Raw genomic sequence first — 20,219 nt, 5'->3', positions numbered from 1 at the left:
TAATGCAGGTCAATGACATAACCACAAACCCCAGCGTTTGACCGCCGGGTGGGTGCGAAGCGCCCGCCCGAGGGGGCGGTCAGGCGCTGTCGGGCCAGAGGCCCGACGAAGAGACCGGGAACGACAGGACTGACAAAGAAAAACCCCGACGCGAGGCCGGGGTTTGAATCGTGTGTCTGGCTGGAAGTCCGGATCAATCGTCCATTTTGAGGGCGCTGATGAAGGCCTCTTGGGGGATGTCGACGCGGCCGAATTGGCGCATCTTCTTCTTACCTTTTTTCTGCTTATCCAACAGCTTACGTTTCCGGGACGCATCGCCACCGTAACATTTCGCGGTCACGTCTTTGCGCATGGCCGAAAGCGTTTCGCGTGCAATCACCTTGCCGCCAATCGCCGCTTGGATCGGGATCTTGAACATGTGACGCGGGATCAGGTCTTTGAGCTTTTCAACCATGGCGCGGCCCCGTGTCTCGGCACGGTCGCGGTGAACCATGGTGGAGAGCGCATCAACCGGTTCATCATTCACGAGAACTGACATCTTAACCAAGTTATCTTCGCGATATTCGGTCATGACATAGTCGAATGAGGCATAGCCCTTGGTCACGGACTTCAGGCGATCGTAGAAGTCGAACACCACCTCATTGAGGGGCAGATCATAGACGACCATGGCACGGGTGCCGGCATAGGTCAGATCTTGTTGGATGCCGCGACGATCCTGGCAAAGCTTTAACACATCACCAAGATATTCGTCAGGCACAAGGATGGTCGCCTTGATGCGCGGTTCTTGCAGGTGGTCGACCAAAGTCAGATCGGGCATGTCGGCGGGGTTGTGCAAATCCTGCATCGTGCCGTCGCGCATGTGGATGTGATAGATCACCGAAGGCGCGGTGGTGATGAGGTCGATGTCATATTCGCGCTCAATGCGGTCGCGGATGACTTCCAGGTGCAGAAGGCCCAAGAAGCCACAGCGGAAACCAAAGCCAAGGGCAGCGGATGTTTCCATCTCATAGCTGAAAGATGCGTCATTCAGCGCCAGTTTTTCGATGCTGTCGCGCAGGTCTTCAAATTCGGCGGTGTCGACGGGGAAGAGGCCGCAGAAAACAACGGGTTGCGCAGGTTTAAAGCCGGGCAGAATATCGGTTGTGCCCTTTTTCTCATGCGTAATAGTATCGCCCACACGAGTGTCGCGCACCTGTTTGATCGAGGCGGTCAGAAAGCCGATTTCACCCGGGCCAAGTATGTCGATCATTTCCATCTGTGGGCGGAAAACACCAATGCGATCAACAGGGTAGACGGCATCGGTGGACATCATACGGATGCGATCACCTTTTTTCAGCTTGCCGTCGATGATGCGCACCAAAACGATAACGCCAAGATATGAATCATACCATGAATCAACCAGCATGGCCTTGAGCGGCGCGTCCGGGTCGCCTTTGGGGGCGGGCAGATCTTTGACGATGGATTCCAATGTTTCATGGATGCCCTGACCGGTTTTCGCAGAGACCTGGATCGCGCCGGTGGCTTCGATGCCGATGACGTCTTCGATTTGTTCGGCCACACGGTCACAGTCGGATGCGGGCAGGTCGATTTTATTGAGGATCGGCACGATTTCATGGTCGGCTTCCATGGCGTGATAGACGTTCGCCAAGGTCTGAGCTTCGACCCCTTGTGAACTGTCCACAACCAGCAATGACCCTTCAACCGCACGCATGGAACGGGAGACTTCATAGGCGAAATCAACGTGACCAGGGGTGTCGATAAGGTTGAGAACATAGTCCTCGCCATCATCCGCAGTATAGTCGATGCGCACCGTGTTGGCTTTGATGGTGATGCCGCGCTCGCGTTCGATATCCATACTGTCGAGCATCTGCTCTTGCATGTCACGATCAGCCACTGTGCCCGTCTCCTGGATGAGGCGGTCAGCGAGGGTGGATTTCCCGTGGTCGATATGGGCCACGATGGAGAAATTGCGGATTTTTGAAAGCTCAGTCATGGGATTGGGATATGGAAGGGAATGAGGCGTTGGTCAAGCAGAACAACACAATTCGAGTTGGTTTTCATTGTTGAGGAAGTAAATGGCCACATGTAGCATTGTATTTCGAAGGATAGTATGTGGAATGTACTGAAGCGTTGACTAGTGATCGTGACCGACCGCTGAACAACGAAACCGGTAAACTTTTAATTATGAGCGGGAAGTAATATGCAGGCCACGATTCTATGTATTAAGTGGGGCACTGTCTTTGACGCAAGTGAGGTAAACTTGCTGTACCGGGCTTGCCGCGACAATGTGCAGGGCGATTTGCGGTTCGTGTGCCTAACCGACAATCGTGTGGGGCTTTTGGATGGGATCGAGGCGCGCGACATTCCTGATATTGGTCTGGCCCCCGCTGCATGGAAGCTGCCGGGTGTCTGGCGAAAGCTAAGTCTTTTTTCTGATGAGATTGGTGATCTTGGCCGTGTGTTGTTTATTGATCTTGATATGATGGTGATTGGAGATTTGCAGCCATTCTTTGATCAGGTTGAGGGCAGCAGGTTTTTGAACGTGGGGAAGAGTTGGTATCCGGGCCGAGAAAGACTTGAAAAGGAGGTCGGAACCGGAGTTTATTCCTATGACATCCGCAAGAACGCCCATGTATTGGAAGCATTCGCGAAAGACATGGAAGGCCATATGAAAACCTGGCAGAATGAACAGGACTTTGTGGGTGCGCATGCTGATGCACCATCTTACTGGCCGGAAGGCCTTGTTCTAAGTTTCAAGCGTCATCTGTGCCATCGGTATGGTAAAGGCTTATTCGTAGCACCTTCTGTGCCGCCTGATAGCGCGCGCATCGTTGCGTTTCACGGGGACCCTCGGCCGGTGGATACGGTGAAACAAACCATTTGGGGCCCGGCGCCTCATTGGCATGCTGGAGCACCTAGTTGGATAACTGCATATCGTCAGCGATATGGAGATGATGCCCAAAAGACCTGACACAGATCAAAGATGCGTGGCGCGACTCGGGGTAGGTTTTGTGCAACTTCAGGGCTGCACAGGAAAGGTTACCCCATGTTACGCCTCGCATCTGCTTTATATTCTATTGTTGGCACAACCCTTGCCGGGGCCTGTGTCGTGGCGGTTTTGACCATGGGCTATGGCACCATGATGCCGATCATATATGCCGCCTTGGTTGGGGCTGTTGTGGCCTTGCCCGTGACTTGGCTTGTGACACGCGCGATCCTTGAGCTGAAATAAACCTAAGCGTCCGGTTAAACGTCTAGGAAGACACGCACGGCGGCTTCGAACTCTCGGGGTTTGTCGGCGTGAAGCCAATGACCCGCACCGGGGATCTTGGCGAAACGTGCCGCTGGAAAAAGCGATTTGATCAGCGGGCGGTGTTCCGGGCGCAGGTAATCTGATGCGGCCCCCGATAAGAAAAACGTGGGGCCTGGGAAGCTTTGATCGGCGGTCTCAGGAAAACCGATGATGGCGTCCATATGGGTGCGAAGCGCTGTGTGGTTCAGCCGCCAGGCCTTTGGACCTGTGCGCAGATCAAGCGATTGCAGCAAAAACGCCCGCACGCCAGCTTCCGGCACGGATGCGGTAAGGGCGGCGTCGGCGTCTTGGCGCGAGGTGATCATAGACAGGTCAAGCGTTTCCATCGCGTCAATCAGCGGCGTTTGCGTGTGACCATATCCGACCGGCGCGATGTCCGCGACGATCAGCTTTCGCAGCAATTCAGGATGGGCAAGCGCCAGCATCATCGCGGCCTTACCCCCCATGGAATGGCCCAGAACATCGGCGCACCCGCCGGTGGCGCGGATGACTTCGGCCAGATCATCGGCCAGATCGGGATAGCTGTGGGCGGGATCAAACGGGCTGCTGCCGTGGTTGCGCATATCAACGGTGATGACCCGGCGCGTATCGGCCAGACGTTTGGCGATCACACCCCAATTGCGGGCAGAGCCGAAAAGACCATGTGCGATAAGCAGCGGTGTACCGCCGTGTTCCGCACCAAATTCTACAGTATGTAACATGAAGTGTTTGTAACGCGGCGTGGTCAGGGTTTCCAGATGTTGAAATGCCTTTTGTGGTGCCCTATCTCTGATCAGCAGGAGGCCCCGGATGAACCCGTCTGAGATTGAACAGAAAGCCGAAGATGTTTTTGATGCGCTGGGGCGTGGTTTGCGCCTGCGGGGGAGGACCCTTGGCGCGCGGGTGAACAAGGCTGGGCGAATGCTGCCGCGCGGATTGCGCCGGGATCTGGCCTATATGTCTGAGGCGGTTGAACTTGCCCGCAATCCCCGATTGGCGCGTCTTGTGGATTTGCCGCGGATTGATCGCACACATCGCTATGCGCTACGCTGGCTCGCGGATGTCGATCCTGGGGCGCGGGCGCGGGATTTGGTCTGGGAAAGCGCTTGGCGCATTGGTCTTGTCGTGATCCTTGTCGGTGCTGGTTTGCTTGGGGTTCTGGCTTGGCGCGGGTTTGTCTGATCCGGGGTTTAGCGGCTTTGCTAAGGGGGTGGCATGCCTGTCTAACATTGCCCTGAATGCTGCGAATATGCGGTGCATATGTCTGTTTTTATACGGAAAAACTGCGTTGGAATCCATGTCGTGAACGATCAAAGCGTTGTCAGCTTCGAATACGACCAGATTTCCATCGCGATCTTCTGCGCAATCAATGCCAAAATAATCAAGGGTGATTTCCTGGGTGAGCGTTGAAAAAGCCTGCTGATGGCGCAGATCAAAGTCGCGCTCAAAGCGGTCCATGAAACGAGCTTCCTGCGCCTTTTTATGTGCCGAGCCTTCCATTTTTGCGTTCATATACCACAGATCCCATTGATCCGAGATCGCCATGTGGCAGGGGAACGCCTTGCCGTCGACAAAGACAATTCGGTATTTTCGGAACGCGCCATCCGACTGGGACGCGTAATTGATGAATTCTGAAATGAAAAATTCTTGATCCTGATGGGTGTCGAGATAGGCGATCAATGCGTCACGATCCCCAAATTTCGCAAGCCCAATGCCCGCATGAGATCCACAGGGGCGGATGATATAGGGGTATTGCCCGAGGGGATTTAAAATCTGCGATTCTTGTTCAGAATCCAATAATGATTTCAGTTGTTTGCGGGAATGGCGCGTGGTGTTCGGGAACCGCAGGCTAGGTGTTTTGGGGACGGCCTGGCTGAGAGCGTCACGGTCTAGATTGACTGTGGCCGTCGGCAAATTCAGCGTTTTGGCACCGGTTTTCTGGGTCAGCTGACGCAGATTTTCGATGAAGTGTTGAGAGGCGGCAGAATCCGTGGGCGCGGCGCAAATGGCGATATCATGATCTGGAAGTGCGGCAGGGTGGGGGGCATCGAAATCCGGGAAATAGGTGATGATCTGATAATTCGAACCTTGCAGAAGAAATTCAACCGGAGTGTTCCAGCCCATGGGGCCGGTCGCAGCGAAAACCAATAGTTTTTGCTGTTCGCTGAATTGGGCGTCGATTTGGCCATTGATATCGCTGTCGATCTGACTGTCGATCTGACTGTTGGGGGCTTCGCTGTTGGAGCTATAAACGCGACGGGTTTTCAAGGCCTGCGCTTGCCATTCAAGACCCGCGTGAGAATTTCCCAGCAATTGTTCAATCACCGACAGATCCATGAAAGCGCCTTCGGCGTTGCCTTCCAATATGCAGCGGCTAAGAAGTTGGGCGCGCAGCGGGCCAAGATCTGCCCCGTTGAACGCTAGTTTTGTAAGGCGTGCAACGCCGATTCTTTCTTGCGGTTCCATTCTGGTTCCTATGTCTAAGGCCTGTGGCCCTATCGGAATGACATGTTTTTATTAAAAAACCGTAGACAGTCGCCTTGCGAATATCGGCGCATCGGTAAGCCTTGGTGTTGGGGGCTTAATCCTCTCTTTCTTTCCTGAGGATCCCTGTTAAGTTATGCTTAAGACCACGCCCTAGCGCCACTCGTAACCACGGAAGACCGCAGCGATGAAACAAGTTCCAAAACCCACCACCGACGATGCTTTGATCCAGGAGTTCCTGAAAAAAGGCGGCGAAGTGAAACAGGGCAAAACCAAACCCATGCCGTCTGAACTTGGGATCAGCAACAACGCCTGGGGCGTGAAGCTGACCAAGGAAGAAAAAGCCTCTAAGAACGCAAAGTAAATGCGGATGGGATGACGCCTTGGACGGGGTGTCATTTTTGATCGGGTGCAGGGAATATTTTGTGTTCGTCGCCTGATCAACGGGCGCGTTTGCACGTAATCTAATCCGACCAATATTGCGACGTAAGGAAGACCATCATGATTGTGTACGGCATTTCGACATGCGCGCTGACCAAGCGTGCGATCAAAACCCTCGAAGACGCGGGGCGTGAGGTCGCGTTTCGTGATGTGCGTGCTGATCCAATGTCTGATGACGAATGGGCGGCGCTTTTGCTGGAATTTGGGGACCGTTTGGTTGACCGAAAATCGTCAGATTGGCGTGCGCTGAATGAATGGTTGAAGAATTCTGATGCGGATGCCCAGCTTGCGGCCAAGCCCAAACTTATGACCCGTCCGGTGATCCAGGATGGTGATGCGTTTCACCTTGGCTGGGATGACGCGGTGCAGGCCGCATTGATAGAGACCTAGAACCAGGGCATGTGGCTTTGAAATCAGGTTTTCGGTCATTGCGCCCTTTAAACCTTTCGCAGTTTGGGCCATCAATCCCCATGCGCTTATTCGTTCTCACGGCCCTCACCATGATCGCTTTTGCGGCCAATTCCGTTTTGAACCGGGCGGCCCTGACCAGCGGAGACATGACCGCCTTGCAGTTCTCGGCAATCCGGGCGCTGTCTGGTGCAATGATCTTGCTGTGTTTGGTGTTGTTGCGTGGCAATGGAATTGCGCGCTTGCGGGTGGGCAGCTTCATGGGCAGTGCCTCTCTTGCCCTATATTTGATCGGATTTTCACTGGCGTATCGCAATGTAGATTCTGGCATTGGGGCGCTGATCTTGTTTGGCGGCGCTCAAATTACGATGTTCGCGGGGGCAGTTTTTACGCGTGAAAACATACCTTTAACCCGTTGGATCGGGGCGGGTTGTGCGCTGGGCGGCTTGGCCTATCTCACATGGCCCACGGGTGCGAGCGCACCACCGGTGCTTGGTTCACTGTTGATGACTGCTGCGGCCCTTGGCTGGGGCGGCTATTCGTTGATTGGGCGCGGAGTGAAAGACCCGCTTGCGGCCACGGCTGCCAATTTTCTGGGGGCTTTGGTGCCCGTTTTGATTGCGGTGTTGGTGTTTGAACGCACTGTGTTGCCGCCCGTGAATTCTGCCTTTTTGCTGGCTGTTGTATCTGGGGCGATCACATCGGGGCTTGGCTATGCTTTGTGGTACCAATTGTTGCCGCAGCTGCGCACGACCATTGCGGCCGTGGCGCAGTTAAGTGTTCCGATCATTGCGGCATCGGGCGGGGCATTCTTCCTAAGCGAAGGGATTGGTCCGCGGTTTTGGGTTGCATCGGCCCTGGTGTTGGGCGGGATCGCGCTGTCTTTGCTTCCCACACGTCAATTAGGAAATTGACCTCTCGAAATCTGCTGTGATCAGCCCTATATACCCCACATGAAATTTCTTTTGCCTTTCTTGTTGATCTCACTGGGCCTTCCGGCGCAGGCGGATTGTGTTGTGTTGCTGCATGGCCTTGCACGTACGAAATCATCTTTGATGGTGATTGAGGAAACCTTGGAAACGCGCGGCTATTCCGTTGTGAACAAAGGGTATGACTCGACCTCGGAAGATATTTCTACATTGGCGCAAACATCGGTGTCAGGTGCAATTGCGGACTGCCAAGCCCAGATCGACCCCCAGGAGAAGATCCATTTCGTGACCCATTCGATGGGTGGGATTTTGTTGCGCGCAAATATGGCGATGCATCGTCCGAAAGAAATGGGGCGTGTGGTGATGCTTGCGCCGCCCAATCAAGGGTCTGAATTGGTGGATGCGTTCCATCGACTAGAGCCATTTGAATGGGTGAATGGGCCTGCGGGGATGGCGCTTGGGACAGGGTCTGATCAGGCCCCGCGCAGCCTGCCAGCCCCTATGTTTGAGCTTGGAGTCATTGCCGGAAGCCGGTCGCTTAACCCTGTGTATTCAGCGATTATTCCCGGGGTGGATGATGGCAAAGTTGCGGTTGCTTCGACCCGCTTGGCTGGAATGCGAGACCATATTTCCTTGCCGGTCACCCATACGTTTATGATGAACAATGCGCTGGTGATCGGGCAGGTCGTGACATTTCTTGAGACCGGGTATTTTCAACCAAGCATGACACATCGCGCGGCTGCGAAATTGATTGCTGGGCCAATCCTAAACGATTGACCCAAGCAGGTTGTTATTTCGCCGACTGAATGCGGTTTACATGGGCCATTTTACGGCCAGGTTTCACATCAGCTTTGCCATACAGATGCACCGATGCCTTGGGGTCGGCCAACAGTTCTGGCAGGCGGTCCATGTCATCACCAATCAGGTTTTCCATGACCACATCCGCGTGACGTTGACCGTCACCCAAGGGCAGGCCGGCGACCGCGCGAATATGTTGTTCAAACTGATCCACCGCACAACCGTTTTGTGTCCAATGGCCCGAATTATGCACGCGCGGGGCGATTTCATTGACGATGAGGCCTTGGGGTGTCACGAAAAGTTCGACCCCCATGACACCAACATAATCCAGTGCATTCAGGATGTTGGCCGTTAACAGAACCGCATCCATGCGTTGGCTTGCGGTCAGACGCGCGGGCACGGTGGTGGTGTCAAGGATACCGTCCTTGTGCACGTTTTCGCCGGGGTCATAGCAAGAGACTTCGCCAGTCACACCACGTGCGCCGATGACGGAAACCTCATGGCTGAATTCGATGAAACCTTCTAGGACAGCCGGGGCACCAGCCATGGCGTCAAATCTGGCATCCGCCTCTTGCGGTGTCATGATCCGGGCTTGGCCCTTGCCATCATAGCCCATGCGACGGGTTTTCAAGATGCCGGGGGCACCGATTGTGTCCAACGCAGCGGTCAGATCATCGCGTGTTTCGACATTGGCGAATGGCGCGGTTTTCAAGCCCAAGCCTTGCAAGAAGTTCTTTTCGGTCAGGCGATCTTGCGAGGTGCGCAAAGCTTCGCGGCCCGGACGGATGGGACGCGTGGCTTCTAGAATGTCCAAGGCGGATGTCGGAATGTTTTCAAACTCATAGGTGATGACATCCACAGCCTGGGCGAAGGCACGCAAGGCTGCTTCATCGTCGTATCCGGCAGTGGTGACTTGATCCGCGACCTGGCCCGCTGGTGGGTTTGCGCCGGGCTCGAAAATATGGGTTTTATAGCCAAGACGAGAGGCCGCAACAGACAGCATGCGGCCCAATTGGCCGCCGCCAAGAATACCAATGGTCGCGTTTGCGGGCAGGGGGGCGTTTGTATCAGTCATCGGTTGGTTCATCCGGGATAGAGGCGGCGAGGGCGTCGCGCCAAGCATCAAGTTTCACGGCAAGTGCGTCATCGGACACCGCCAAAATGCCCGCGGCCATCAGGCCTGCGTTCGCAGCACCTGCAGCACCAATGGCCATGGTCGCGACGGGGAAACCCTTAGGCATTTGCACGATGGAATACAGGCTATCGACACCAGAGAGTGCCTTGGTCTGTACCGGCACGCCGATCACCGGCACACGGGTTTTTGAGGCCATCATACCTGGCAAATGCGCCGCACCACCGGCCCCTGCGATGATCACTTTCACACGACCCGCAGCAGATTTTCCATAGGCCCACAGGCGATCTGGGGTGCGATGGGCGGAAACAATTTTCGCCTCATAGGTGATCCCGAGTTCATCGAGAATATCCGCAGCAAGCTTCATTGTTGGCCAGTCTGACTGGCTGCCCATAATAATGCCGACATCTGCCATGGTGGCGTCCCCCAAAAATGGCTGTAAAGGAAGCGGCACTATAGCCAATCCAGGGCCGCAGACAATCGGCCAAAACGCGCTTGCGTCATTTTTGGGCAGGAATTAGGCGATAATATCGGGCATGAGATCACTTTCGATCTTCTGAATGCGGTCTTTCAGAGCAAGCTTTTGCTTTTTCAGCCGCTTCAATGACAATTGATCGGCTGTTGCACGTTCCGCAAGCGCATCGATTGCATCATCCAGATCGCGGTGCTCGTCGCGCAAAACCTGAAGTCTGACGCGCGTCATCTCATCATGGGACATTTCTTCCGGCGTATCCATCGGCATGACCTCTTATTGTGTGGTTGCAACCTAACCCGGACCGTAAAATTTAAAAAGAGGACAAATATAGCAAATGCCTTGCAAGCGGTTCTTGGCGTCGCCATATTTCTATGAGCCGAGCTGCTTATTCCTAGAGTTTGGTGGATTGTCGCTGAACACAGGACGAAGACTATGACGAAATTGACGCTTGGATCCTACCCTTATCTGTTGGGTTTTGATCAACTTGAACGCTTGGTTGAGCGGACCGCGAAATCTGGCAACGAGGGCTATCCCCCCTTCAATATCGAGCAATCCAGTGACCATTCTTTTAGAATCACCTTGGCCGTTGCCGGCTTTGCTGAGGGCGATTTATCGATCACAGTGGAAGATCGTCAGCTGAATGTGCGCGGAAACCAGCAGGATGTAGACGACGAACGTGTGTTTTTACACAGGGGAATCGCGGCAAGACAGTTTCAAAAGAGTTTTGTTCTCGCGGAAGGGGTTGAAGTTGGTGCAGCAAGCATGGAAAACGGACTTCTGCATGTGGATCTGACTCGTTCTGTTCCAGATAAGATAGTACAAACGATCAAAATTAATAAGAATCGGGGACAGACATGAATTCAGAATTTAATTTCCCTGGGCAGGAATTCGAAGGCGACAACCGTACGGTTTACGTGCGCGCGATCAATATTGAAGATCTTCCTGATGATATGCAAGACGCCGCTTCTGGCGCGGATCATCTCTACGCTGTTTGCACAGAAGAAGGCGAACAGCTTGCGCTTGTGAATGAACGCCGCTTGGCATTTGTCCTGGCCCGCGAACATGATTACGCGCCGGTTTCAGTACACTAAGAACATCTATTTTAGGCATGTATTCGTGTGATTGAACATGATGCTGCTTGTGGACACGGATAAAAGCGGGGCTTGCTTGAACGCGCCCCGCTTTGTTTATGGTTCAGTCTACCGCATGTACATGCGATGACATTTCGCGGTGTTCTTGTATCGCTTGCGAGATGATCTGGAAGGCTGACGACAGGAAGAGGCTTGCCATAATCCCCGCGACGATCAAATCAGGCCAACCGCTGGCCGTGCCCCAGACGCCAAAGGCGGCAAACATCACCGCAACATTACCGATGGCATCGTTGCGCGAACACAGCCACACGGAACGCACATGGCGTCACCATCCTTATAGCGCACAAGAATCAGCACACTGGCAAGGTTGGCCGTAAGGGCCAAAAATCCGATCAGCCCCATGATTTCAGCGGCGGGAACCCCGATATAGAACACGCGATATAGGGTGGATCCGAACACCCAAATCCCCATGGCCAGAAGGCTGATGCCCTTTGCCATCGCCGCTGTGGCGCGCAGTCGAAGCGAGGCCCCGATCACCGCAAGCGATATCCCATAGGTCAATGCATCTCCGAGAAAATCAAGTGCATCTGCCTGTAAAGCTTGGGATTTTGCCATATGCCCGGCGGTGATCTCGACGAAGAACATCACCGCATTAATCGCAATCACCAGCCAAAGCCGTCGTTTATAGTCTTGTGAGACGCCATCAAATTTGGCGTCATGTCCGCAGCAACCTGCCATGCGAATCTCCTTTTTGATCTCATGACAGGTGATATAGTCTCTCTAGTGACTAGAGGTTCAAGAGGTTTCTCAAAAATGTATTCCATCGGTATGCTGTCCAAGCGCACGGGCGTGAAAGTTCCGACGATCCGCTATTATGAACAGGTGGGCCTGCTTGAGGAGGCCGAGCGATCTGCGGGCAATCAGCGCCGCTATGGTGCGCGGGAATTGGAACGGCTTGGGTTTATCAAACACGCCCGCGATCTGGGGTTTCCGATAGAGGCGATTTCTGCCTTGATCACCCTGCAAAACCACCCGGATTATTCCTGTGCCGAAGCCAATGAGATTGCAGAAAACCAGTTGGGGGATGTGCGCGCACGTATCAATAGCCTGCAACGTTTGGAACGCGAATTGACCCGGATCACAGATGGCTGCTCGGGGCAGGGGCATGTGGATAATTGCTATGTTTTGGCGTCACTTGCGGATCATTCGCGATGCGAGGCTGACCACGGCTAAGGAGGTTAAGTGTGCCAAAAGCAAGGGTGTCCCCGCTTTTGGCCGTTGTTACAAAGAATTACACAGTTTCGATGCGGATCGCGACCGGGTCGGTTGCGACCACGCCTGTGGAGCCAAGGCCAAGCAGGGCTTCGTCCAGGGATTGGCGGGTGCATTTATGGGTCACGATCAACACAGGTGCTGTTTCGGCCTCATGGCTGTATTGGCGCATGCGATCGATAGAAACGCCCGCTTCGCCCAGGACGGATGCGACTTTTGCCAGGGCGCCTGGTTTGTCGGTCAATTCCATGCGCAGGTAATAAGGCGCGGGGGTTGATGATTGTGCGGGGCGCGCGTCTTCGAGCGTGGCCGCAGGCTGGCCGAATGTGGTCAGACGGGTGCCGCGCGCGATTTCAATCACGTCAGACATCACGGCACTTGCGGTTGGGCCTTCGCCCGCACCAGCGCCGCGCAGAACGATTTGACCGACATTGTCGCCCTCAAGGACCACCATATTGGTGCCGCCTTCAAGCTGACCCAGGGGGCTGTCGGCAGGCACAAGGCAAGGGGTCATACGTTGTTCCAGGCCACGTCCGGTCATCTGGGCAACACCCAAAAGCTTGATGCGATAGCCCATGTCGGCGGCTTGGTTGATGTCCTCAATCGTGATGCGGCCGATGCCTTCGAGTTCAACCGCGCTGAAGGCAACCTTGGTGCCAAACGCGATAGAGGCGAGCAAAGACAGTTTGTGCCCGGCATCAATGCCACCCACATCAAGGTTTGGATCAGCCTCGAGATAGCCAAGCTGGTTGGCTTCCTCAAAGACTTCATCATAGGGCAGACCAGCATTTTCCATACGGGTCAGGATATAGTTGCAGGTGCCGTTCATCACGCCCATGACGCGGGTCATGTCGTTGCCGGCTAGGCCCTCGGTTAGGGCTTTCACAACGGGGATGCCACCAGCGACGGCGGCTTCAAATCGGATGACTTTGCCTACGTTTTCAGCGGCTTCTGCCAGGGCTTGGCCATGTTCAGCAAGCATTGCCTTATTCGCAGTGACAACGTCTTTGCCTGCAGCGATTGCCGCTTCGGTCGCGGCTTTGGCCGGGCCGTCAGCGCCGCCCATCAGTTCCACGAACACGTCAACATCATCGCGTTTGGCCAATGCAACCGGATCATCTTCCCAAGCGTAATCCGACAGGTTCACGCCGCGATCTTTGGATTTGGAACGCGCCGAAACCGCAGTGATCACCACAGGGCGGCCCGTGCGCAGGCTTAGAAGATTGGCTTTCTGGCGAATGATTTTCACAACCCCGACACCAACGGTGCCAAGTCCTGCGATGCCAAGTCGAAGAGGTGCGGTCATTGGGGGCTCCGTTTTGTCAGAAAGTCAGTCATTGTTGCCCGCTGGTTAGCGCGAAACGGCGGCAGGTGCAATGCGGACAAGCGACGGATCGGTGCTGAAATCAGCCGTTTTGACGGGAAATTGCTGCCAAGAGGCGGGCGCGACGGGTCTGATCAATCACGGGGCGTTGCAAGCGTTGGGCGCGTGATTTCAAGCCTGCCACGCGTTTGCTGAGCTGAGCACCTTGTTCTTGGGCGTTGAGGCGGCCGGGCTGTGCCGATCTGTGGTCAGCCAGAAGATCTTGCAAAGGCAGAATTTCAGGCCATGCCTCACGCGATAGGCTTGAGGTTTCAATCGCACGAATATGCGCAGGCGGCGCACAGGCCAAAAGTGTGAACCCAACAAGGGTGGACAGGACATAGAATCGCACGTGATGCTCCGCAATTGATGCTGCGATTTTAGGCTGTGTGGCCGGGGATGAACAGAGCGGGAATTTCGCGGCTGTGGTGAACGGCGGCAGCCCGCCATAAAATACGGTTGCCACGGGAAAATGGACGACCAAAACCGCCATTGCAGCCTTGAATGCATGTTCAAGCACCGAACCAAGAGCGGTGTGTTTCGATTTTAGGTCACTTTTGTGGGGGTTTTTGAAACTGAAACGTTAACTGTCGGTCTAATCTGAGATGGGACAATGGTTTGCCCAAAACCTTTTCGGCTTTCAAAATGACCGAAGCAGATGCGCGGGCGTCTTCGCCTGCGTCATGATGGTGAAACGCGAGGCCGAGGTGCTTTTTGAGGTTTGCGAGGCCATGACCACCAGCGCCCTTCAGCTCAGGCCACGCCTGACGCGCAACTGTAACGCTGTTGGTCCAATGTGACGTGATCATGGGCAGATCATAGCGCACGCAAGCGGCCGTTAAGGCCTTTTCATCAAAGGTGCTGTGTTGGATAAGCGAATGAGTGTTCAGGATATCATACAGCGCCATATAGACCGTCGGGAAATTCCCAGCCCCCGCCACGGTTTCACTGGAAATCCCGTGCAGTTCGGTGTTGAAGGGGGCAAAAGGTTCCTCGGGGTCGACCAAGACCGAATAGGTCTGCAAATGACCCGCAGCATCGGCGAAACACAGGCCAATCTGGCATATTCCCCCAGCTGATTTACCCGCAGTTTCGACATCCAACGCAATGAAGCGAAAGGGCCCGGTCGGTAGTGTTTCAAGATGCCCAAATTTGTTCAACGCGCCCTCGGCTTTGATGTTTTTGATTTGTGAAACCTGCAACGCGCCTCTCGTTGAAGTCAACAAGGTCTAGGTCGAAATCTGCGGTTCGCTCATTGCTTTACAGCGCGTCGCTTCATATTTGAGGGCGAGCCTGCGGCAGGTGGTGGTTTTGCCTCTTGAAATGAACGGGTGTTCAGATAATCTACCTGCTATGGCACGTAAAACAGGTTCCCATTCCGAAATCACTGGCCCCCGGGTGCGGTCCGCGGCTGAGCAACTTTTTGCCCGTCACGGATATGCGTCTGTGTCGATGCGCCGGATTGCGGCTGAGGTTGGGGTGCAGGCGGGGGCTTTGTATCTTTACACCAAAGACAAGCAAGCGTTGCTGTTTGACATGATGGACGCGCATATGGTCGCTCTGCTTGAGGCGTGGCAGGATATTGATCCGGCGGGTGCACCGATGCAGCGGCTTGAAGCGCTCGTGCGGTTTCACATCCGTTTTCATATGGAACGCCAAGATGCGGTTTTCATTGCCTATATGGAGTTGCGCAATCTGACCCCTGATAATTACGCTGCAATCACCGAGCGGCGCAAAGCTTACGAGCAGGTGTTTGAGGGGATCGTTTCAGATGGTTTGGCTGCTGGTGATTTCGCAGTCGAAGATGCGCATCTGTCTGCCATGGCGGTGATTGCTATGCTGACGGGGGTGAACACATGGTACCGTGAAGGTGGTCGCCTGTCATTGGAACGGGTGGAAGAAATCTATTGGGATATGGTACGCAAATCGCTTCTTGGCTGAAGACTTGCGAGGCGGGCGAGGGGGCAATCCCCCGCGCACCCCGGTATGTTTTTGAATCACAATGAGATTGATTGTATGTGGGATCAATGCGCGGGGCGGATGAACCGGTCGTTGCGCAGATCAGACATGGCTTGGCGCAGCTCTTCTGGGGTGTTCATCACAATGGGGCCATGCCAGGCGATGGGTTCCTGAAGGGGAGCGCCTGCGATCAGCAGGAAGCGGATGCCCTCGGGGCCGGAGGTGACCTTGATTTCATCACCGGTGCCAAATTCAACCAAGGTGCGGTTGCCTGACAGATCACGGATGTTCAGATCCTGACCCATGACCTCTTTTTCAAGCAAGACACCACGGGGGGCCGAGCTGTCTGCGAAACGGCCGTTGCCAGCGAAAACATAAGCAAATGTATTGCGATAGGTGTCCATGGGCAGGATCTTTGTGGTGTTGGGCGCCAGCGAGATATCGAGATAAACGGGGTCTGTGGCGATGCCTTTGACGGGCCCCAGAATGCCGCGCCAATCCCCAGCGATCACACGAATGCGGGTGCCGTCGTCATCGAGGCGTTCGGCGATTTCGTCCGATGGGATATCTTGATAGCGCGGCGCACACATTTTTTCGCTGGCGGGCAGGTTAGACCAAAGTTGGAAACCATGCATCTGGCCTGCCGTATTGGCAAAGGGCATTTCATGGTGCATGATGCCGGACCCAGCGGTCATCCATTGGATGTCACCTGTGCCAATCACGCCCTTGTTTCCAAGGCTGTCAGCGTGTTCCACCGTACCATTCAGAACATAGCTGATGGTTTCAATGCCGCGGTGGGGATGCCAAGGGAAGCCGGCAATATCACCTGTCACATCGTCTTGACGGAAGTCGTCGAACAGCAGGAATGGGTCAAATTTCTTGGGGTTATGAAACCCGAACGCACGGTGGAGATTGACGCCCGCACCTTCGACGGTGGGGGTTGCTTGGGTCTGGGCGGTTACGGGACGGATCGACATTGGGGACTCCTATCTGTTGAGGTCAATGTAGGGCGTCTTGGTGACTGTGCAAATAAGAACATATGTGTCGCAATGCGTGGTGCATGTGCGAATTTGCAATTTAAATCTTAATCGGTTTGACGGGCAAACAGCTGTACCACCCAATCGCGCAGCAGGTTCACTTCGGCGGATTGAAGCGCTGGGCCCTCTGGTGGCATCAAATAGTGCCCCTGTTCCATTGGCAGTTCTGGGCCGGGGAGAGGGACCAATCGCGCAGAGGATAAATGAGGTTCGGCGTAACGTTTCATGATCATTGTGACACCTGCGCCTGCGACCGCAAGTTCAATCGCGGCAAGGGATGTATCCACGAAGAGGGGGGCATGTTGGTCGGGCAGGTTCAACCCTTCTTGGCGTGTGAGGCGCAGCCAATGGTCTTGATAGCCGTGAATGTGGATCAGGTTTTGGGTTAACACGGATTTCAGATCGGGCAATTGCCGGGCAAGACTTGGGCTGGCGACGGGGCGGATGGTTTCGCGTGACAGCAAATGGGCGCGACGTGACAGCGACCCATCGGGCCCGAGACGCACATCCACATCCACATCGTTGTCTTGGGTGCTGTCGGCCCAAATCGCGGAAATCAAGCGCACAGAAATGTCAGGGTTTTGCGCGTGGAAGGCACCTAAATGCGGCGCGATGCAGAGGACAGCAGTGGAAATCGGGGCACGCAATGTAATGGTGCGCAGGGGCGCGCGGGTGCGTTGAGGGCCAAGTAAGCCACGGGTGGATAAGGCAATATCTTGCAAGGCTTGGGCGACGGTTGGGTACCAAGCATGCCCCAGTTCGGTCAAGGCAAGGCGACGCGGGCCTCGGGAAAACAGGGTGACGCCAAAGCTTTTCTCAAGGCTGCGAACCTGATGGCTAACGGCGGCTTGGGTCAGGGATAATTCGTCTGCGGCGGCGGTGAAGCTTTGCAAACGCGCCGAAGCTTCAAACGCGCGCAACCATGTCAGGTTGGGAAGATCACGCAGTGCATTTGGCGGGAGGGCTGGGATGTCAGACATTGATACAAATAATTCCGGGGTCAGATGATCTTATTATTCGTTTTAATTTTGCATTGGGTCAAGCCACCCTATGAGCAATTGCAAACATGCCGCGAGTTCGGCGACACGAGAATAGGACGTAGAAATGGCTGTAGATTATAAAGTGGGCTTTATTGGCTTGGGCAATGTGGGTGGGAAATTGTCGGGCAGTTTGGCGCGCAATGGCGTAGACCTGACAGTGTTTGATCTAAATGCAGACCTCATGGAGATCGCCGTTGGCAAAGGCTGCACTGCGGGCACGTCCGCGGCGCAATTGATGCGCGACTGCGATGCGGTGATCACCTGCTTGCCAAGCCCGGCGGCTTCGGATGCGGTGATGCAAGAAATGTTGCCTGAGGTGAAAGAGGGCAAAATCTGGATGGAAATGTCCACCACGGATGAAGCCGAGGCCAAACGCCTGGGCGCGATGGTGATTAACGCTGGGGGTGCGGCGGTGGATTGCCCTGTATCCGGGGGCTGCCACCGTGCGGACACCGGCAACATCGCAATTTTCGCGGGCTGTGATCGTGCAACGTTTGAACGCATCTTGCCGCTTTTGACCACGATGGGGCGGCGCATTTTGCACACAGGTGATTTGGGGTCTGCCTCTGTTCTGAAGGTGTTGACCAACTATCTTGCGACCGTGCATTTGGTGGCAAATGCCGAGGCGTTGGTGACGGCCAAAGCTGCGGGAATGGATTTGAACACGACCTATGAGGCGATCAAAATCAGTTCGGGAAATTCGTTCTCGCACATCACGGAAAGCCAGGTGATCTTAAACGGATCCCGCGATATTTCCTTCACCATGGATCTTGTGAAAAAGGATGTTGGCCTGTTCCAAGAGATTGCAGAGCGCAACAATGTGCCGCTTGAGATTTCGCCAATGATGGTTGAGATCTTTGATGATGGGATCAAGAAATACGGCGAACGTGAATTATCGCCAAATATCATCCGACGTTTGGAAGACGCGACCAATCTGTCGATCCTTGCACCGGGTTTCCCATCTGAAATGCTGGATGATGAACCGGAAGAGCCCGGCTATGAAGTTGACCCACACGCTGATCGTACCCAGCAGGCTGCTGAATGACCAACGTATTGGGCGGGCAAGACATGATTGATCTTGCCCGCCATCCAATCAATCGACCGAAAACCGCCGCATATCGCGACATGTTAAATGACGTGCGCGCAGATTTGCAGCGAGATGGATGTGCGGTGGTCCGTGGCTTTTTGACGAAACAGGGTGTCGCCCAAGCTGTGGCGGAAGCCGATCGCGTGGCGCATCTTGGGCATCGCAGCTTTTCGCGCACCAACGTCTATTTCAGTCAGGACGACGACAGTTTACCGCAATCTCATCCGGCGCGTCAGTTTTATGATCGCTCAAACGCTTTCATCCCTGCGGATAATTTTAGCCATGATGGCCCGTTGCGCCAGGTACATGATTTTCCAGGCTTTGATGACTTCATCCGCGATTGTTTGGATGAGCCGAAAGATGCGTTCTTTCGATATGATGATCCGCTTGCGGATATGATCGTCAACACGGCCGGGGAAGGGAACGGGTTCCCTTGGCATTTTGACACGAATAATTTCACGGTGACGCTGGCGCTGCAGAACGCTGAAGAGGGCGGGGAGTTTCAATATGCACCGATGATCCGACATGTGGGTGCCGCTGATGGCGGCGAAAACTTTGCCGCCGTGTCAGAGGTGTTGCAAGGCACGTCGGATGAAATCGTCAGCCTGACGCTAAATCCTGGGGATCTGCAACTGTTTCGTGGCCGCAATTCACTGCATCGGGTGGCCCCGCTGCGTGGGGCGCGTGCGCGGCATGTGGCGATCATGTCTTGGGTCGAACGCGAAGGCATGTGCGGCAGTCCTGAGCGTACCAAGCAGCTGTATGGACGGGTTCTTCCGGTGCATTTGGAACGCGCTGGGCTGCGGGGGGATGACTGGCTCGACTAGGGGGGCGGGACAGGGTATCACCGTGTAAAAATTGAGCCTGAATTGGGGACGGTGATGACAGAAAAGCAGATCGAAACGGAAGCGGGCAGCGCAGATGTATTAATGGAGCTGCGCGTGTCTGACGTGCGTCGGGTCTTTGCGCTTTGCGTCTTGATCATCCTGGGCATGCTTTTGTTGTGGAATGCTTTGTTGATCACCGGCGCGCCGATATTGTTGCAATTGTTTCTTGTGGCACTGGGCTTGAGTGTCCTGGCCTTGGCCGAGAAAATGCGCCGCAACACGGTGGGTGGACTGACGCTGACACAGGAGGCACTGTGGAACGCCGATGGCAGCTGTCTGGTGCGCATGGAAGATGTGGTGTCGATTGAACGCGGGGTCTTTGCGTTCAAACCTTCAAACGGCTTTATGATCAACACACGCAGCGCTGGGGGCAGGTTTTGGGCCCCGGGTTTGGTGTGGCGTGTGGGCAAACGGATCGGGATTGGTGGCATCACCAATGCGCGCGATGCAAAATCTATGGTCGAGGTGATCGTCGCGCTCACGACAGAGGAATAGATCCCCGGATAAATTCTGCAAACAGCTGA

General features: G+C 54.8%; 24 protein-coding genes and 1 pseudogene. 13 read left to right on the top strand and 12 right to left on the bottom strand.

All coding sequences use genetic code 11. The annotated features are described in order from the left end of the window. Nucleotides 1-193: 193 nt before the first annotated feature. On the bottom strand, nt 194-1,993 hold the full coding sequence (lepA, locus tag RJ38_RS11525) for a translation elongation factor 4 (protein ID WP_039019025.1): 1,800 nt from the start codon (nt 1,991-1,993) through the stop codon (nt 194-196). Nucleotides 1,994-2,200: 207 nt separating this feature from the next. Here lepA and RJ38_RS11520 point away from each other — a divergent pair, with 207 nt between their 5' ends. Both RJ38_RS11520 and RJ38_RS11515 read left to right on the top strand, forming a co-directional pair. Beyond that, a complete protein-coding gene (locus RJ38_RS11520; protein WP_039019024.1) occupies nt 2,201-2,971 on the top strand; it encodes a hypothetical protein in 771 nt (256 codons plus the stop codon). Between the two features lie 75 nt (nt 2,972-3,046). Further along, nucleotides 3,047-3,232, top strand: a complete 186-nt coding sequence (locus RJ38_RS11515) for a hypothetical protein (protein WP_039019023.1) — start codon at nt 3,047-3,049, stop codon at nt 3,230-3,232. A gap of 14 nt (nt 3,233-3,246) precedes the next feature. On the opposite strand, the gene RJ38_RS11510 is transcribed toward RJ38_RS11515, so the two are convergent. Continuing rightward, nucleotides 3,247-4,014 (bottom strand): alpha/beta fold hydrolase, encoded by a 768-nt coding sequence (locus tag RJ38_RS11510; protein ID WP_039019022.1) that lies wholly within the window; start codon nt 4,012-4,014, stop codon nt 3,247-3,249. 322 nt (nt 4,015-4,336) lie between these two features. Then, a complete protein-coding gene (locus RJ38_RS11505) occupies nt 4,337-5,758 on the bottom strand; it encodes an ATP-grasp domain-containing protein (RefSeq protein ID WP_052245348.1) in 1,422 nt (473 codons plus the stop codon). Nucleotides 5,759-5,963: 205 nt separating this feature from the next. On the opposite strand from RJ38_RS11505, the gene RJ38_RS19110 reads away from it, so the two are divergent. The 4 genes from RJ38_RS19110 (at nt 5,964) to RJ38_RS11485 (ending at nt 8,331) form a co-directional block, all read left to right on the top strand. Then, on the top strand, nt 5,964-6,140 hold the full coding sequence (locus RJ38_RS19110) for a hypothetical protein (protein WP_039019021.1): 177 nt from the start codon (nt 5,964-5,966) through the stop codon (nt 6,138-6,140). Nucleotides 6,141-6,277: 137 nt separating this feature from the next. Then, a complete protein-coding gene (locus RJ38_RS11495) occupies nt 6,278-6,607 on the top strand; it encodes an arsenate reductase family protein (RefSeq protein WP_039019020.1) in 330 nt (109 codons plus the stop codon). An 80-nt stretch (nt 6,608-6,687) separates the two neighbouring features. Then, nucleotides 6,688-7,539 carry a DMT family transporter gene (locus RJ38_RS11490; RefSeq protein ID WP_039019081.1) on the top strand — a complete coding sequence of 284 codons (852 nt, stop codon included), beginning with the start codon at nt 6,688-6,690 and terminating at the stop codon, nt 7,537-7,539. A 39-nt stretch (nt 7,540-7,578) separates the two neighbouring features. Continuing rightward, nucleotides 7,579-8,331 carry an esterase/lipase family protein gene (locus tag RJ38_RS11485; protein WP_039019019.1) on the top strand — a complete coding sequence of 251 codons (753 nt, stop codon included), beginning with the start codon at nt 7,579-7,581 and terminating at the stop codon, nt 8,329-8,331. Nucleotides 8,332-8,344: 13 nt separating this feature from the next. Here the strand turns inward: RJ38_RS11485 and RJ38_RS11480 are convergent, their stop codons facing one another. The 3 genes from RJ38_RS11480 to RJ38_RS11470 all read right to left on the bottom strand — a co-directional run bounded on the left by RJ38_RS11480 (nt 8,345) and on the right by RJ38_RS11470 (nt 10,220). Then, nucleotides 8,345-9,427: a 5-(carboxyamino)imidazole ribonucleotide synthase gene (locus RJ38_RS11480; protein WP_039019018.1), complete on the bottom strand. Its 1,083-nt coding sequence runs from the start codon at nt 9,425-9,427 to the stop codon at nt 8,345-8,347. Next, nucleotides 9,420-9,899, bottom strand: coding sequence for a 5-(carboxyamino)imidazole ribonucleotide mutase (gene purE / locus RJ38_RS11475; protein WP_039019017.1), 480 nt, complete (start codon nt 9,897-9,899; stop codon nt 9,420-9,422). The genes RJ38_RS11480 and purE overlap by 8 nt, the downstream gene beginning before the upstream one ends. 102 nt (nt 9,900-10,001) lie before the next feature. Further along, on the bottom strand, nt 10,002-10,220 hold the full coding sequence (locus RJ38_RS11470; protein ID WP_039019016.1) for a YdcH family protein: 219 nt from the start codon (nt 10,218-10,220) through the stop codon (nt 10,002-10,004). Nucleotides 10,221-10,391: 171 nt separating this feature from the next. On the opposite strand from RJ38_RS11470, the gene RJ38_RS11465 reads away from it, so the two are divergent. Both RJ38_RS11465 and RJ38_RS11460 read left to right on the top strand, forming a co-directional pair. Continuing rightward, entirely contained in the window at nt 10,392-10,817 is a 426-nt protein-coding gene (locus RJ38_RS11465; RefSeq protein ID WP_039019015.1) for an Hsp20 family protein, read from the top strand. Next, the gene (locus RJ38_RS11460; RefSeq protein ID WP_039019014.1) at nt 10,814-11,050 is read left to right on the top strand and encodes a DUF1150 family protein; all 237 of its coding nucleotides are present in this window, start codon (nt 10,814-10,816) and stop codon (nt 11,048-11,050) included. The genes RJ38_RS11465 and RJ38_RS11460 overlap by 4 nt, the downstream gene beginning before the upstream one ends. Nucleotides 11,051-11,153: 103 nt before the next feature. Here RJ38_RS11460 and RJ38_RS11455 read toward each other — a convergent pair. Continuing rightward, nucleotides 11,154-11,788 (bottom strand): annotated as a pseudogene (locus tag RJ38_RS11455) (cation efflux transmembrane domain-containing protein). Between the two features lie 75 nt (nt 11,789-11,863). On the opposite strand from RJ38_RS11455, the gene RJ38_RS11450 reads away from it, so the two are divergent. Beyond that, on the top strand, nt 11,864-12,283 hold the full coding sequence (locus RJ38_RS11450; protein WP_039019013.1) for a MerR family transcriptional regulator: 420 nt from the start codon (nt 11,864-11,866) through the stop codon (nt 12,281-12,283). Between the two features lie 58 nt (nt 12,284-12,341). Here RJ38_RS11450 and RJ38_RS11445 read toward each other — a convergent pair whose 3' ends face one another. From RJ38_RS11445 to RJ38_RS11435, 3 genes are all read right to left on the bottom strand, one after another. Beyond that, on the bottom strand, nt 12,342-13,628 hold the full coding sequence (locus RJ38_RS11445; protein WP_039019012.1) for a homoserine dehydrogenase: 1,287 nt from the start codon (nt 13,626-13,628) through the stop codon (nt 12,342-12,344). 100 nt (nt 13,629-13,728) lie between these two features. Further along, the gene (locus RJ38_RS11440; protein WP_156121845.1) at nt 13,729-14,037 is read right to left on the bottom strand and encodes a hypothetical protein; all 309 of its coding nucleotides are present in this window, start codon (nt 14,035-14,037) and stop codon (nt 13,729-13,731) included. Between the two features lie 199 nt (nt 14,038-14,236). Beyond that, the gene (locus tag RJ38_RS11435; protein WP_039019080.1) at nt 14,237-14,845 is read right to left on the bottom strand and encodes an exonuclease domain-containing protein; all 609 of its coding nucleotides are present in this window, start codon (nt 14,843-14,845) and stop codon (nt 14,237-14,239) included. A 193-nt stretch (nt 14,846-15,038) separates the two neighbouring features. On the opposite strand from RJ38_RS11435, the gene RJ38_RS11430 reads away from it, so the two are divergent. Continuing rightward, nucleotides 15,039-15,626 (top strand): TetR/AcrR family transcriptional regulator, encoded by a 588-nt coding sequence (locus tag RJ38_RS11430; RefSeq protein ID WP_039019010.1) that lies wholly within the window; start codon nt 15,039-15,041, stop codon nt 15,624-15,626. Between the two features lie 83 nt (nt 15,627-15,709). Here the strand turns inward: RJ38_RS11430 and RJ38_RS11425 are convergent, their stop codons facing one another. Together RJ38_RS11425 and RJ38_RS11420 are read right to left on the bottom strand one after the other, a co-directional pair. Further along, nucleotides 15,710-16,621: a pirin family protein gene (locus RJ38_RS11425; protein ID WP_039019009.1), complete on the bottom strand. Its 912-nt coding sequence runs from the start codon at nt 16,619-16,621 to the stop codon at nt 15,710-15,712. 107 nt (nt 16,622-16,728) lie between these two features. Further along, nucleotides 16,729-17,661 (bottom strand): LysR family transcriptional regulator, encoded by a 933-nt coding sequence (locus RJ38_RS11420; RefSeq protein WP_238321688.1) that lies wholly within the window; start codon nt 17,659-17,661, stop codon nt 16,729-16,731. Nucleotides 17,662-17,785: 124 nt separating this feature from the next. On the opposite strand from RJ38_RS11420, the gene RJ38_RS11415 reads away from it, so the two are divergent. The 3 genes from RJ38_RS11415 to RJ38_RS11405 are packed head-to-tail and all read left to right on the top strand — an operon-like array spanning nt 17,786 to nt 20,190. Then, the gene (locus RJ38_RS11415) at nt 17,786-18,766 is read left to right on the top strand and encodes an NAD(P)-dependent oxidoreductase (RefSeq protein WP_039019008.1); all 981 of its coding nucleotides are present in this window, start codon (nt 17,786-17,788) and stop codon (nt 18,764-18,766) included. Further along, nucleotides 18,763-19,635, top strand: coding sequence for a HalD/BesD family halogenase (locus tag RJ38_RS11410; RefSeq protein ID WP_039019007.1), 873 nt, complete (start codon nt 18,763-18,765; stop codon nt 19,633-19,635). The genes RJ38_RS11415 and RJ38_RS11410 overlap by 4 nt, the downstream gene beginning before the upstream one ends. A gap of 54 nt (nt 19,636-19,689) precedes the next feature. Next, nucleotides 19,690-20,190, top strand: coding sequence for a hypothetical protein (locus RJ38_RS11405; RefSeq protein WP_052245347.1), 501 nt, complete (start codon nt 19,690-19,692; stop codon nt 20,188-20,190). Nucleotides 20,191-20,219 lie beyond the last annotated feature (29 nt).

This window comes from Halocynthiibacter namhaensis (assembly GCF_000812685.1).
Taxonomy (GTDB): domain Bacteria; phylum Pseudomonadota; class Alphaproteobacteria; order Rhodobacterales; family Rhodobacteraceae; genus Halocynthiibacter; species Halocynthiibacter namhaensis.
Note: the sequence above shows the minus strand (reverse complement) of the source record. Positions and strands in the feature narration are given on the sequence as shown.